13 protein-coding genes are annotated in these 11957 nt (G+C 62.3%); 4 read left to right on the top strand and 9 right to left on the bottom strand.

Annotated features, from left to right (window positions below; all coding sequences use genetic code 11):
- Positions 1 to 161: 161 nt before the first annotated feature.
- From IVB27_RS19790 to IVB27_RS19775, 4 genes are all read right to left on the bottom strand, one after another.
- Positions 162 to 590: a CBS domain-containing protein gene (locus IVB27_RS19790; RefSeq protein WP_247349999.1), complete on the bottom strand. Its 429-nt coding sequence runs from the start codon at positions 588 to 590 to the stop codon at positions 162 to 164.
- Between the two features lie 183 nt (positions 591 to 773).
- On the bottom strand, positions 774 to 2096 hold the full coding sequence (gene oxlT, locus IVB27_RS19785; protein ID WP_247444996.1) for an oxalate/formate MFS antiporter: 1323 nt from the start codon (positions 2094 to 2096) through the stop codon (positions 774 to 776).
- Between the two features lie 255 nt (positions 2097 to 2351).
- On the bottom strand, positions 2352 to 3638 hold the full coding sequence (gene oxlT / locus IVB27_RS19780; protein ID WP_247350002.1) for an oxalate/formate MFS antiporter: 1287 nt from the start codon (positions 3636 to 3638) through the stop codon (positions 2352 to 2354).
- Positions 3639 to 3873: 235 nt separating this feature from the next.
- Positions 3874 to 4011 (bottom strand): hypothetical protein, encoded by a 138-nt coding sequence (locus IVB27_RS19775; protein WP_247350003.1) that lies wholly within the window; start codon positions 4009 to 4011, stop codon positions 3874 to 3876.
- 301 nt (positions 4012 to 4312) lie between these two features.
- On the opposite strand from IVB27_RS19775, the gene IVB27_RS19770 reads away from it, so the two are divergent.
- Positions 4313 to 5644, top strand: a complete 1332-nt coding sequence (locus IVB27_RS19770) for an Hsp70 family protein (protein ID WP_247444995.1) — start codon at positions 4313 to 4315, stop codon at positions 5642 to 5644.
- Positions 5645 to 5770: 126 nt separating this feature from the next.
- Here IVB27_RS19770 and IVB27_RS19765 read toward each other — a convergent pair whose 3' ends face one another.
- The gene (locus tag IVB27_RS19765; RefSeq protein WP_247444993.1) at positions 5771 to 6214 is read right to left on the bottom strand and encodes an SRPBCC family protein; all 444 of its coding nucleotides are present in this window, start codon (positions 6212 to 6214) and stop codon (positions 5771 to 5773) included.
- A 464-nt stretch (positions 6215 to 6678) separates the two neighbouring features.
- Here IVB27_RS19765 and IVB27_RS19760 point away from each other — a divergent pair, with 464 nt between their 5' ends.
- The 3 genes from IVB27_RS19760 (at position 6679) to IVB27_RS19750 (ending at position 7507) form a co-directional block, all read left to right on the top strand.
- On the top strand, positions 6679 to 6888 hold the full coding sequence (locus IVB27_RS19760) for a cold-shock protein (RefSeq protein ID WP_007593324.1): 210 nt from the start codon (positions 6679 to 6681) through the stop codon (positions 6886 to 6888).
- Positions 6889 to 6985: 97 nt separating this feature from the next.
- Positions 6986 to 7228, top strand: a complete 243-nt coding sequence (locus tag IVB27_RS19755) for a transcriptional regulator (RefSeq protein WP_247350006.1) — start codon at positions 6986 to 6988, stop codon at positions 7226 to 7228.
- A 54-nt stretch (positions 7229 to 7282) separates the two neighbouring features.
- Complete coding sequence (locus IVB27_RS19750) at positions 7283 to 7507, top strand: hypothetical protein (RefSeq protein ID WP_247444992.1); 225 nt, start codon at positions 7283 to 7285, stop codon at positions 7505 to 7507.
- A gap of 66 nt (positions 7508 to 7573) precedes the next feature.
- Here IVB27_RS19750 and IVB27_RS19745 read toward each other — a convergent pair whose 3' ends face one another.
- The 4 genes from IVB27_RS19745 to IVB27_RS19730 form a co-directional block, all read right to left on the bottom strand.
- Positions 7574 to 7756: a hypothetical protein gene (locus tag IVB27_RS19745; protein ID WP_247444991.1), complete on the bottom strand. Its 183-nt coding sequence runs from the start codon at positions 7754 to 7756 to the stop codon at positions 7574 to 7576.
- Between the two features lie 351 nt (positions 7757 to 8107).
- Complete coding sequence (gene frc / locus IVB27_RS19740) at positions 8108 to 9385, bottom strand: formyl-CoA transferase (RefSeq protein WP_211394187.1); 1278 nt, start codon at positions 9383 to 9385, stop codon at positions 8108 to 8110.
- Between the two features lie 64 nt (positions 9386 to 9449).
- The gene (oxc, locus tag IVB27_RS19735; protein ID WP_247444990.1) at positions 9450 to 11183 is read right to left on the bottom strand and encodes an oxalyl-CoA decarboxylase; all 1734 of its coding nucleotides are present in this window, start codon (positions 11181 to 11183) and stop codon (positions 9450 to 9452) included.
- Positions 11184 to 11244: 61 nt separating this feature from the next.
- Positions 11245 to 11940 carry a GntR family transcriptional regulator gene (locus IVB27_RS19730; RefSeq protein WP_247445015.1) on the bottom strand — a complete coding sequence of 232 codons (696 nt, stop codon included), beginning with the start codon at positions 11938 to 11940 and terminating at the stop codon, positions 11245 to 11247.
- Positions 11941 to 11957 lie beyond the last annotated feature (17 nt).

Genomic DNA, 11957 nt, shown 5'->3' with positions numbered 1-11957 from the left:
TGCGGGAGAGGTCGACGCGCTCGAAGAGCGCGGCGGGTGAGGGCTCTATCCTCCTGGGGAGTCTTCCTAGCGGAGAGACCCTCTCCCCAACCCTCTCCCGCAAGCGGGAGAGGGGGCGCCCTTTTTCCGTGGCTTCAGTTCCAAGAAGTGCGGCGACGCCTTCAGGCTGCTGCTTGCGGCGTGCGGTTGAGCGCTTCGTCCATGGCAGCGGCGATGTCGCGCATGCTGACGACCGAGACCAGACTGTAATCGTCGATGACAGGCAGGTGGCGGATGTGATTCTGGTTCATCAGATGGCGGATGTGCTCGATCGTGTCGCTCGACGTGCAGGACACGAGCTGCTGCACCGAGACCAGCTGCGAGACCTTGACGTTGACGGCATTGGCGCCGTGCTCGGCGACGGCGCGCACGACGTCGCGCTCGGTGAACATGCCGACCGCGGTGTTCCCCTCGGAGCGGACCACGTCCTTCACCACCAGTGCGCTGATATTGTTGGCGCGCATCAGCTTGGCGGCGATACCCACCGTTTCGTTCATTCGCACCGTGACAACGCGCGGTGTCTTCTTGCGCAGAATGTCTCCGACCAGCATTGCAACCTCCCTGGGTGAATGTTGGGACAAGTGTGGTATACATAATGCCAATGGTCAAGCGTTGGATTTGGCTGATCCGAAAAATCTTGCGGCAGCACTGCTGACGTTTGCCGTTCCCCAAAAGCAAAAAAGAAAGGGGCGCATCGCTGCGCCCCTTTCTCAACCGAGCAAGGTGTGTGGCCGTTACGCCGTCTCGGTCTTGGCGTTAGCCGTCGCGGCGTTGACGCTCTCGGCTTCCTTGCCGAGGATGAAGGAGCGGCGCATCGGCTTGATCACGAACAGCGCCATCAGCGCCGCCGTCGCGTTCAGCGCCACCGCGACCACGAACACGGCTTTCCACCCGTACGTCGCCGAGATCACGCTGGCGAGCGGAACGAGCAGGGATGCCGTGCCCTTCGCGGTGTAGAGCATGCCGTTGTTTGTGGTTGCGAACTTCGAGCCGAAGGTGTCGCCGCAGGTGGCGGGGAACAACGAGTAGATCTCACCGAACACGCCGAAATAGACCGCGGTCGCGAGCACGAAGACGACCGGCACGTGGCCATAGGACGACAGCGTCAGCAACATCAGCGCGGCGGTGCCGAAGGCGATGAACATGGTGTTCTCGCGGCCGATCGTGTCGGAGACGAAGCCGAAGAAGGGGCGTCCGAAACCGTCGAAGATGCGGTCGAGCGAAATCGCGAACGTCAGTGCCGCCATCTGGAAGCCTGCAAGCGTCACCGGCGCGTCGGCGATCTTGAAGTCGTGCGCGATCGGGGCGATCTGCGCCGCGGTCATCAGGCCGCCGGAGGCGACCATGACGAAGACGAGATACATCACCCAGAAAATAGGGGCGCGCAGCACCTGCGGCGGGGTGAAGTCGATCTTGGTCTGCGGCAGATTGAGCTGCCTCTTCTTCGGCGGGATCGAAATCCGCGGCGGCTGGATGAAGAAGGCGAGCACGAAGACGATCACGCCCTGGCCGATGCCGAAGGTGAAGAACGCGTGCTGATAGCCGCTCGTTGCGATCATGGTCGCGATCGGCACGATGGTGAGCGCGGCGCCTGCGCCGAAGCCGGCGGCAGTTGCGCCGGCGGCAAGGCCGCGGCGGTCGGGAAACCACTTCAGCGCGTTGCCGACGCAGGTGCCGTACACCGCGCCCGCACCCATGCCGCCGACAATCGCGGCCGCATAGAGCAAAGTGAGGCTATCGGCGTAGGAGTTGAGAATCCACGACAGCGTGATCATGACGCCGCCGAACATGATGACGAGGCGCGGGCCGTATTTGTCGACGAACCAGGCCTCGATCGGCACCAGCCAGGTTTCGGTGACAACGAAGATGGTGAAAGCGAGCTGGATCGCGGCGCGGCCCCAGTGGTGCGTGTGATCGATCGGATCGACGAACAGCGTCCAGCCGTATTGCAGATTGGCGATCATCGCCATGCAGACGATGCCCATGACGAGCTGGAGCCAACGGAAACCTGTGCGAAGAGGCGCGGCCGTGACGGCGCCGTCGGTGCCGGAAATCATCAAGAACCTCCCAAGCGCCTGTCTGTTCGACACCGGTTGCAAGATGACCTGATGTCGCAATATTGTGGCTTATCGTCGCAAGCGCGGCGGGGACCTTGGTATACCATATTCCAGATTGCAAGCCCTAACTTGGCGCCCTGGTGACAAAAGGCGGGTTCCATTGGGAAAAATTGGGCTCGCGAAAGCTTCGCGCAAAACGAAAACGCCCGGCCTGAGGCCGGGCGTTTTGCGCAAGAAGCGCTTTTGGAGCGTGTGTCAGATAGTCGATTGCGCGACCACGACCTTGCGCCAGGGCTTGAGCACCGCGATCGCCAGCGCCGAGGCCAGGATGTTGGCGCCGGCCGCGATGATGAACACGTGGTCCCAACTGCCCGACGACTGCTGCATGTAGTTGCCGATCGGGACCAGCAGCGAGGCCGTACCCTTCGCCGTGTAGAGCAGGCCCGCATTGGTGGTCGCGAACTTGGCGCCGAACGTGTCGGTGCAGGTCGAGGGGAACAGCGAGTAGATCTCACCCCAGGCGAAGAATACGAAGCCCGAGAGCAGCACGAACCAGAGCGGATCGTGGCCCCAGAGGTAGAGCATCCAGATGCCGATGCCTTCCATACCGAAGGCGATGAACATCGTGTTCTCGCGTCCGATCATGTCGGAGATCCAGCCGAAGAACGGACGCGTCAGGCCGTTGAGCACGCGGTCGATCGTGGCCGCGAAAGTCACCGCGGTCATCGTCACCGCCATCAGCGTGACCGGCACGTTGTCGACCTTCCAGTCGAGCGCGATCGGCTTCAGGTTCGCCGTCACCATCAGGCCGCCGGCGCCGACGATCACGAACATGAAGTACATCAGCCAGAAGATCGGCTGACGCAGGACCTCGGTCGGCTGGTAGTTGCGGCGCGTCTGCACCAGCGCGGCGTTCGCGACCACGCTCGGCACCTGACCTGCTTTCGGCGCGAGCAGGAAGAAGGCGAGGATGCAGATGACGATGCCCTGGCCGAGACCGAAATAGAGGAAGGTGGTCTGGAACCCGCTATCCTTGATCATCGCCTGGATCGGCGCGACCGTGAGCGCGGAGCCCGCGCCGAAGCCGGCAGCCGTGATGCCGGCGGCAAGGCCGCGCTTGTCAGGAAACCATTTCAGCGCGTTGCCGACGCAGGTGCCATAGACGCCGCCCGCGCCGATGCCCGCGATGATCATGCCGAGATAGAAGCCGTTGAGCGTGGTGGCCTGGGCATTGATCGCCCAGCCGATGGCGCACAGCACGCCGCAGATGAGTACGACGAGGCGCGGGCCGTATTTGTCGACGAACCAGCCTTCGACCGGCACGAGCCAGGTCTCGAACAGCACGAACAGTGTGAAGGCCCATTGGATCGACGCGCGATCCCAGCCGAATTTCTTCTGGATGTCGGGGACGAAGAACGTCCAGCCGTATTGATAGTTGGCGATCATCACCATCGCCCCGACCCCGACCGCCAGTTGCGTCCAGCGATACGTGTCGCTAACGCGCGCAGCTGTAGGGGCGGTTGCTTGCACCATGTCCGTCATAAAGCCTCCCGTGGCGCCTCTCATTTTTCTGCGAGCGCTGGAACGGCATTCTTGTATGCATTATGCCAAGCTTCAAGCGCTGGTCCGGTCACCGTGCGCAAATGCCGCAGTACCTTGACCGGTTGCGGCTGTGACTCAGGCCAGCACAAGTAGAAATGGCCCCGTCCTGCGGGGCCATTCATCAAAAGTAGTATGCGAACCGGTCTGAAACCGTCGCGCTCCTGGCAGCGCGGGCTTACAGGCCGAAACGGGGGAGGTCGCCGTTGTGATTCGAAATCTCGGCGCTCGCCATCAGGAGGCGGTCGATCGTCGCCATCAGGCGGGCGAACAGCGAGGAGGACGGTGCGAGAGCGACGGCAGCGGTCTTGGACATTGGAAATCCCTTCTTGAGACGGTCAGTATTGCTGTCTCATTTCAAAGGACAATCTATGTATACCAGATGCCACTGTCTACGCATGCCATTGCATAGCAGCATGCGATATCCCGCATTGCAACATAGCACGGGGTTAACGGGGCCCGTTTCGCGCTTAAAGTCCTCCTGGACAGCCGAAACGCGGTGTTTGGCGGTCCGGCAGGGTCTTGGCAGGGCAAGGTCTTGGCAGGGCAAGGTCTTGGCAGGGCAAGGCAAAGCCGTTAGTGGTCTGCCCCCTTCCAATCATCTGTCAGAGTGGTTCATGTCGAGCGCCTCGCCCGCCGTCTCGATCGGCATCGATTTTGGGACCAGCAACACGGTCGTAGCCATTGCAGCGGACGACCGCCGGGTCGAGGCCATCCGTTTCGACCATGGCGGACAGCGCCACAGCGTCTTTGTCTCGGCGCTGTGCTTCTGGGAGGACCGGCCGGGAGCCGGGGCCCAGGCCGAAGGCGGCCCTTGGGCGATCGAGCAGTTCCTCGAAGGGCGCCACGTCTACCGCTTCCTCCAGTCGTTCAAGACCTTCGCGGCGAGCTCGAGCTTCAACACCACCCAGGTGTTCCGGCAGCGCTACAAGTTCGAGGATATTCTGGCGGCGTTCCTGCGGACGCTGGCGCGCCATGGCGGCGACAAATTCGGCTTCGAGACGTCGACCATCACGGTCGGCCGCCCGGTGCGCTTCGCCGGCGGCAATCCCGACGAAGCGCTGGCGATGCAGCGCTACCGGGCCGCGTTCGAGCGCCTTGGCGCCGGTCACGCGCGCTATGTCTACGAGCCGGTCGGCGCCGCGTTCTCGTTCGCCCGCCGGCTGGAGCGCGACGCCACCGTGCTGGTCGCGGATTTTGGCGGCGGCACCAGCGATTTCTCCGTGATGCGTTTCTCGCGCAAAGGCGGCAGCTTGCGTGCCGAGCCGCTCGGCCATGCCGGCATCGGCATTGCGGGCGACACCTTCGATTACCGCATCGTCGACCATGTCGTTTCGCCGCGCCTCGGCAAAGGCTCCAGCTTCCGCTCGTTCGACAAGGTGCTGCCGATCCCCACCGGCCACTACACCAATCTCGCGCGCTGGCATCAGCTCGCAATGATGAAGAGCAACGGCGACCTGCGCGAGCTCCGGGACCTTGCGCGCACCGCGGTGAAGCCGGCTCTGCTCGAGGACTTCATCACCATCGTCGATCTCGACCTCGGCTTTTCGCTGTACCGCGCGGTGTCCGACGCCAAGGTCGCGTTGTCGGCGCAGGATCAGGTCGAATTCCGCTTCAAGGGCGGCGGGGTCGACATTGGCTCGACCATTACACGGAAGAATTTTGAAGCCTGGATTGCCGACGATATCGCGAGGCTCGGGGCCACCGTCGACAAGGTGCTGGGCGAAGCCGGCATCACCGCGCGCGAAATTGAGAAGGTGTTTTTGACCGGCGGCACGTCCTTCGTGCCCGCTGTCCGAAAACTGTTCGCCGAGCGGTTCGGCAACGAACGGCTGATGTCGGGCGACCAGTTCGAGTCGATTGCCTACGGCCTCGCCTTGATCGGACACAGCCCCGACCCGGAGCGCTGGACCGCAAGCGGCGGGCTGGAGTCGAGGGCGGGCGCGTAAGCGCTGTGAGACTGGGCTCGATTGCTTGCCCCGCTTCCGGACAGGACTATCGCATTCAAGGCTGTTCTCTGCCTCCCATCCTTCGAGACGCCCGTCTTTGGCTCGCGCTCGGCTCCGCGTGGGACGCTACTGGTTGATCTCGGGCTCGACGAGCTTCGCCAGATTCCGCAGCGACTCCTGCCAGCCGAGATAACAGGCCTCCGGCGGGATGACGTCGGGAATGCCGGCCTGCGTGATATCCACCTCGGTGCCGACGGATACTTTCTTCAGCAACACCGTCACCTGGATCTCACCCGGCAGATTGGGGTCGTCGAACTTGTCGGTGTAGCGGAGACGTTCGCCGGGGATGAGCTCGATATATTCGCCGCCGAAGGCGTGGCTGTTGCCCGTAGTGAAGTTACGGAACGACATCTTGAACGTGCCCCCGACCTTCGGCTCGAAATGATGCACGGTGCAGGTAAAGCCATTCGGCGGAAGCCATTTCGCCAGCGCATCCGCCTCCAGAAAAGCGCGATAGACTTTCTCGGGGCTGGTCGAGAGAACGCGGTGCAGGCGGACAGTGCTGGGCATGATCGTTCTTCCTCATGAATCGCCGGGCTCGACCTCAGCGTCTATTGCCCATTCATGTCTAGATAACGAACGAGATACTTCCGATCCGACAGGGCGTCTCGAATTTCTATAGGGGATGCCTGGCGAGAGCTGGCATACTGGCGCCATCCTGCGGCATCGTGCCTACTCCGTCCGTCCTGACGCGGGCGTATCTCGCCGTCGAGTTCCTGAGGCATGAGGTCCGGCCAATCCTTGAATCCGGCCAAGCCTTGAAGGCTGGCCAAGCCATGAAGGCTGGCCAAGCGCCTTGGAATCCGCCCAAGCCTTGCAAATGAGGCAGATGTGGTATACGTTAGAGCTGTTCGTTCAGCCGCTGTGCCTTGTTGAATGCGCCCGCGGGCTCCTTTTCCATAGACATCGACGAATTGACTTGGTTCTGCGTGACTATCGCGCGGGGCACGCGCGTATGCGCTTTGGAGAAGAAAATGACGACAGGTACTGTGAAGTGGTTTAACGGCCAGAAGGGCTTTGGATTCATTCAGCCGAACGACGGCGGTAATGATGTGTTCGTTCACATCAGCGCGGTCGAGCGGGCTGGTCTTGCGGGTCTCGCAGAGGGCCAAAAGGTCAACTTCGAGCTCAAGACCGACAAGATGCGGGGCAAGGTCAGCGCAGAGAATCTCTCGCTGGCTTAAAGCCCTGGTGCCGTTTCACGGATGTACTGAAACGGCCACGCCACCCGCTCGATCCCAGGATTGAGCGGGTTTTGTCTGTTGCAGAGCAGGGTGAATAATGAGCGCCAGGAAATCGGCCGAACCATCACCTGAAGCCATAGCGCGCACCAATCGTCAGCGTTTGGCTGCCGAAGAAGGCGTGCGAGCCATGGCGGATGCCGAAAAGCAAGCCGTCGATGTTCGCAAGAACATGGCGCGGCTTCGAGAGCTGCGCCGGGCCAAGGAAGCGGCCGACGCGACCCTTCAAGCGTCGTTGCCGGCGCCTGCCCCCGCGAAGCGCAAGAAGAAGCTGCCGCCATAGCCGGCACTAAAAGCGCCGACGAAAATCTGGAGAGGACCGGTCACATGCCAAAGAGTGCGGGTCGTGCCTAGAATAAAGTCGGACAGCGGTGGCACAATCACTTTCTTTCTCGCGCTTGGCGCGGGCCGGCAAATGTGTCGACTTGCCACCACGTTCCTGACGCAGAAGCAGGCCTTCAGCTATCTTCAAAAGAACCGAACGGAATTAGAGCGCGTCGCGCGGACTCGGCTGGCCCTAGGCGAGCTTGTAGACGGGATCGTCGTGCTCTCGATGCTTTAGATCGGGGTCGATTTCGATGCCAGGCTTCCAGCGCGTTTGCGATCGGAAGCTGGTTCAGAGCGGCTCCTAATCGGAATCTTTTCCCGGCTTGGCTTCGCGGGCCAATCGCTCGGCTTTCAGCCGCTCCCGGTTCTCGTTGAAGGAGTTCTGGTCCTTCGCATAATCATTCACCGGCTTTTGGGTTGTGGTTGGCTTGAACGCCTTGTTGGCTTCACGCTTGGCGCGATCAGGGGATTGATCTTTCAACATTTCGATCTCACTTTCATCAACGTTCGTGGTTCGACCGGGACGCGACGCCTTCGTCTCGCATCCTGCATGATTAGGCCTCGCCTTCCAGGGAGAAGGCGGCCAGTTCTTCAGCGGTATGCAGGTCTTTTGCGAGGCGTTCAGTCACTCGCTATGGCCGCGGCACGCCCGCATTTGAGAGCACACCGGTCGAGATAACAACGGCCGGCTGCCGCATCGGTTCCCCAAGATTAGTCCTTATTCGCTTTGGCGGGTCAACCCAGGAAACGTGCCGATTGCGCGACATGGTTCATCTCGGCGCCAGCAAAAAGGCCGCCGAAACCGGCGGCCTTTTGTTTTCTCGGGTAGCTCCGCTTACTCCGCGGCCTGCTTCTGCGGCGGATCGAGCGCGCCGGACTTGTGAATGTCGGCGACCTGGTGGTCCGAGAAGCCGAGTACGCTGCGCAGGATCTCGTCGGTGTGCTCGCCGAGCAGCGGGGAGCGCTCCACGTCGCTTGGGGAGTCCGACAGCTTGATCGGGTTGCCGACCGAGATGTACTTGCCGCGGGTAGGGTGGTCGACCTCGACCACGGTGCCGGTCGCGCGCAGCGACTGGTCCTCGGCGATCTCCTTCATCGACAGGATCGGGCCGCAGGGGATGTCGTCCTTGTTGAGGATTTCCATCGCCTCGAACTTCGTCTTGGTCATCGTCCACTGTTCGATGCGGCCGAAGATCTCGTTCAGGCGCGGCAGGCGGACGGCCGGCTTGGCGTAGTTCGGATCAGTCTTCCAGGTCGGTTCGCCGATCACGTCGCAGATCTTCTCCCAGACCGGGGCCTGGGTGATGAAGTAGATGTAGGCGTTGGGATCGGTCTCCCAGCCCTTGCACTTCAGGATGCGGCCGGGCTGGCCACCGCCGGAATCGTTGCCGGCGCGCGGCACGGCATCGCCGAACGGAATGCCTTCGCCGAACTGGCTGTATTCCTTCAGTGGGCCATGGGCGAGGCGCTGCTGGTCGCGCAGCTTGACGCGCGCGAGGTTGAGCACGCCGTCCTGCATCGCGGCAGTGACCTTCTGGCCCTTGCCGGAATGGGTGCGCTGATAGAGTGCGGTGACGATGCCGAGCGCCAGATGCAGACCGGTGCCGCTGTCGCCGATCTGTGCGCCGGTGACCAGCGGAAGACCGTCGCGGAAGCCGGTGGTGGAGGCGGCACCGCCGGTGCACTGCGCGACGTTCTCATAGACCTTGCAGTCTTCGTACGGTCCGGGACCAAAACCCTTGATCGAGGCGACGATCATCTTCGGGTTGATCGCCTGGATCTTCTCCCACGGGAAGCCCATGCGGTCGAGCACGCCGGGGCCGAAGTTCTCGACCAGCACGTCGCACTTCTTGATCAGCTCGGTGAGGACTTCCTTGCCCTTGGGGTTCTTGGTGTCGAGCGTGATCGAGCGCTTGTTGTGGTTGAGCATGGTGAAATACAGGCTGTCCACGTTCGGGATGTCCTGCAGCTGGCCACGGGTGATGTCACCCACGCCCGGACGTTCCACCTTGATCACGTCGGCGCCGAACCAGGCCAGCAGCTGCGTGCAGGTCGGTCCGGACTGGACGTGGGTGAAGTCGAGAATGCGAACGCCCTCAAGCGCTTTGGTCATCGTGTTGCTCCGTACTCTGTCTGCCCCTGCCAACCGCAGGGAATAAAGGGTTGAAGGGGAGGACTTACTTTTTCTTCTGCAGAACGCTCTGCGGATTGAGGTTGCCGATGCGGCCGCTCTCGGAACCTGCAGCCGGATCGATCACCGCGTTGATGAGCGTCGGCTTGCCCGAGGCCATCGCCTCGTTGACGGCGCGCTTGAGCTCGTCCGGCGAGGTCGCGTTCACGCCGACGCCACCGAAGGCTTCCATCATCTTGTCGTAGCGCGCACCCTTGACGAAGACCGTCGTCGCCGGATCGGAATTAGCGCCGTTGACGTCGGTGCCGCGATAGATGCCGTCATTGTTGAAGATGACGATGCAGATCGGCAAATTGTAGCGGCAGATGGTCTCGACCTCCATGCCGGAGAAGCCGAACGCGCTGTCGCCTTCCACCGCGAGCACGGGGTGGCCGGTCTCAAGCGTTGCCGCGATCGCCTGGCCCATGCCGATGCCCATCACGCCCCAGGTGCCGACGTCGAGACGCTTGCGCGGCTTGTACATGTCGATGACGCCGCGGGCGAGATCGAGCGTGTTGGCGCCCTCGTTGACGAGGATCGCCTCGGGGTGATCCTTGATCACGTTCTTCAGCACGCCGAGCGCGCCGTGATAGTCCATCGGCGATTTGTTGTTCATGAGCTTCGGCGCCATCTTGGCGACGTTCTCTTCACGCTTGGTCGAAATCGCCTTGGTCCATTCGGTCGACGGAGCGGTCCAGCCCGAAGCCATCGCCTGGTTGAAGGCGGAGACGACCGAGCCGATGTCGCCGACGACGGGCGCGACGATCTCGACGTTGGAGTCCATTTCCCTGGGCTCGATGTCGACCTGGATGAACTTCTTGGGCGCTTCGCCCCAGTTCTTGCCCTTGCCGTGCGAGAGCAGCCAGTTCAGACGGGCGCCAATCAGCAGCACGACGTCGGATTCTTTCAGCACCGTCGAGCGAGCAGCACCTGCGCATAGCGGATGGGTGTCGGAGAGGAGGCCCTTCGCCATGCTCATCGGCAGGAAGGGGACGCCGCTCTTCTCGACGAAGGTTTTGATCTCCTCGTCGGCCTGCGCGTAGGCCGCGCCTTTGCCGAGGATGATGAGCGGACGTTTTGCGTTCTTCAAAACATCAAGCGCGCGCTTGATCGAAGCGGGCGAGGGGATCTGCGCGGGAGCCGCGTCGATCACCTTGACCAGCGACTTCCGGCCGGCATCGGCGTTCATCACCTGGCCGAATAGCTTTGCCGGCAAATCGAGATAGACGCCGCCGGGACGGCCGGAGACGGCGGCACGGATGGCGCGGGCCAGACCGATGCCGATGTCCTGGGCGTGCAGCACGCGATAGGCCGCCTTGCACAGCGGCTTGGCAATCGCGAGCTGGTCCATCTCTTCGTAGTCGCCCTGCTGGAGGTCGACGATCTCGCGCTCGGAGGAGCCCGAGATCAGGATCATCGGATAGCAGTTGGTGGTGGCGTGCGCGAGCGCGGTGAGACCGTTGAGGAAGCCGGGCGCGGAGACGGTGAGGCAGATACCGGGCTTCTTGGTGAGGTAGCCGGCGATACCCGCCGCATAACCGGCGTTCTGCTCGTGGCGGAACGAGATCATGCGAATACCGGCCGCCTGCGCCATGCGGCCCAAATCCGTAATCGGGATGCCCGGCACATTATAGATCGTGTTGATGCCGTTCAGCTTGAGCGCGTCGATAACGAGATGAAAACCATCCGTTAGTTCCTGCTCGGTGCCCGGTGCTTCGGACTTGGTCGCGGTATTCAGCATGGGCGTTGTCTCCCTGGTCTCAGCTACTGGGGCGAGTGCTTCGCCCTTCTGGTGAACGTTGCTAGTTGAATAATTCCTGGCCGTGCGCTTCGACGTAAGCAGCAAGGCCGAGGGTGTGGTCGCGGGCGCGCTTCTCGGCGAGCTCGGTGTCGCGCGCTTCCAGTGCTTCGATCATGCCGAGATGCTCGGGCAGCGAAGTCGCTGTGCGGTCCTTGCGTCCGATAGTCAGCTGGCGATAGCCGCGCACGTGCAGCAGGAGGTCGTTGGTGAGATCGACCAGCACGGACGATTCCGATAGCGAGATCAGCGCCTGGTGGAAGGCGATGTTGGCGCGCGAATATTCCTCGACGTGATCCTCGGGCAGGCGGTCCTTGCCAAAGTCCTTGAAGTAGTCGCGCAGCGCCGTGATGTCTTTCTTGCGCGCGGTAGTGGTGATGAGGCGGGCTGCCATGCTTTCCAGCGCCGCCCAGGCGCGGATCATGTCCACGATCTCGGTCTTGGTCCTTCGCACCACCATGATGCCGCGGCGCGGAACCGTTTTCACGAAACCGTCCTGCTCGAGCATCGCGATGGCTTCGCGGATCGGCGTGCGGCTCACACCCAGGCGTTCGGACAGCGCGCGCTCGTCGAGCATCACCGGCTCGGGCGTCGAGTAGATGTCCATCTTGAGGATAGCTTGCTTCAAGGCGTCATACGCCTTGTTCTTGAAGCTGCTCTCCGGGGCAATACGAACGATTGCGATATCTGCCTCGGCCATGTTCGGCAACGCCTTGG

It is taken from the genome of Bradyrhizobium sp. 197, assembly GCF_023073375.1.
Lineage (GTDB): Bacteria > Pseudomonadota > Alphaproteobacteria > Rhizobiales > Xanthobacteraceae > Bradyrhizobium.
Note: the sequence above shows the minus strand (reverse complement) of the source record. Positions and strands in the feature narration are given on the sequence as shown.

What these genes read in the sequence shown, in the direction of transcription:
- IVB27_RS19790 (WP_247349999.1), bottom strand. Translation starts at nt 590, where the DNA reads ATGCTGGTCGGAGACATTCTGCGCAAGAAGACACCGCGCGTTGTCACG.
- oxlT (WP_247444996.1), bottom strand. Translation starts at nt 2,096, where the DNA reads ATGATTTCCGGCACCGACGGCGCCGTCACGGCCGCGCCTCTTCGCACA.
- oxlT (WP_247350002.1), bottom strand. Translation starts at nt 3,638, where the DNA reads ATGACGGACATGGTGCAAGCAACCGCCCCTACAGCTGCGCGCGTTAGC.
- IVB27_RS19775 (WP_247350003.1), bottom strand. Translation starts at nt 4,011, where the DNA reads ATGTCCAAGACCGCTGCCGTCGCTCTCGCACCGTCCTCCTCGCTGTTC.
- IVB27_RS19770 (WP_247444995.1), top strand. Translation starts at nt 4,313, where the DNA reads ATGTCGAGCGCCTCGCCCGCCGTCTCGATCGGCATCGATTTTGGGACC.
- IVB27_RS19765 (WP_247444993.1), bottom strand. Translation starts at nt 6,214, where the DNA reads ATGCCCAGCACTGTCCGCCTGCACCGCGTTCTCTCGACCAGCCCCGAG.
- IVB27_RS19760 (WP_007593324.1), top strand. Translation starts at nt 6,679, where the DNA reads ATGACGACAGGTACTGTGAAGTGGTTTAACGGCCAGAAGGGCTTTGGA.
- IVB27_RS19755 (WP_247350006.1), top strand. Translation starts at nt 6,986, where the DNA reads ATGAGCGCCAGGAAATCGGCCGAACCATCACCTGAAGCCATAGCGCGC.
- IVB27_RS19745 (WP_247444991.1), bottom strand. Translation starts at nt 7,756, where the DNA reads ATGTTGAAAGATCAATCCCCTGATCGCGCCAAGCGTGAAGCCAACAAG.
- frc (WP_211394187.1), bottom strand. Translation starts at nt 9,385, where the DNA reads ATGACCAAAGCGCTTGAGGGCGTTCGCATTCTCGACTTCACCCACGTC.
- oxc (WP_247444990.1), bottom strand. Translation starts at nt 11,183, where the DNA reads ATGCTGAATACCGCGACCAAGTCCGAAGCACCGGGCACCGAGCAGGAA.
- IVB27_RS19730 (WP_247445015.1), bottom strand. Translation starts at nt 11,940, where the DNA reads ATGGCCGAGGCAGATATCGCAATCGTTCGTATTGCCCCGGAGAGCAGC.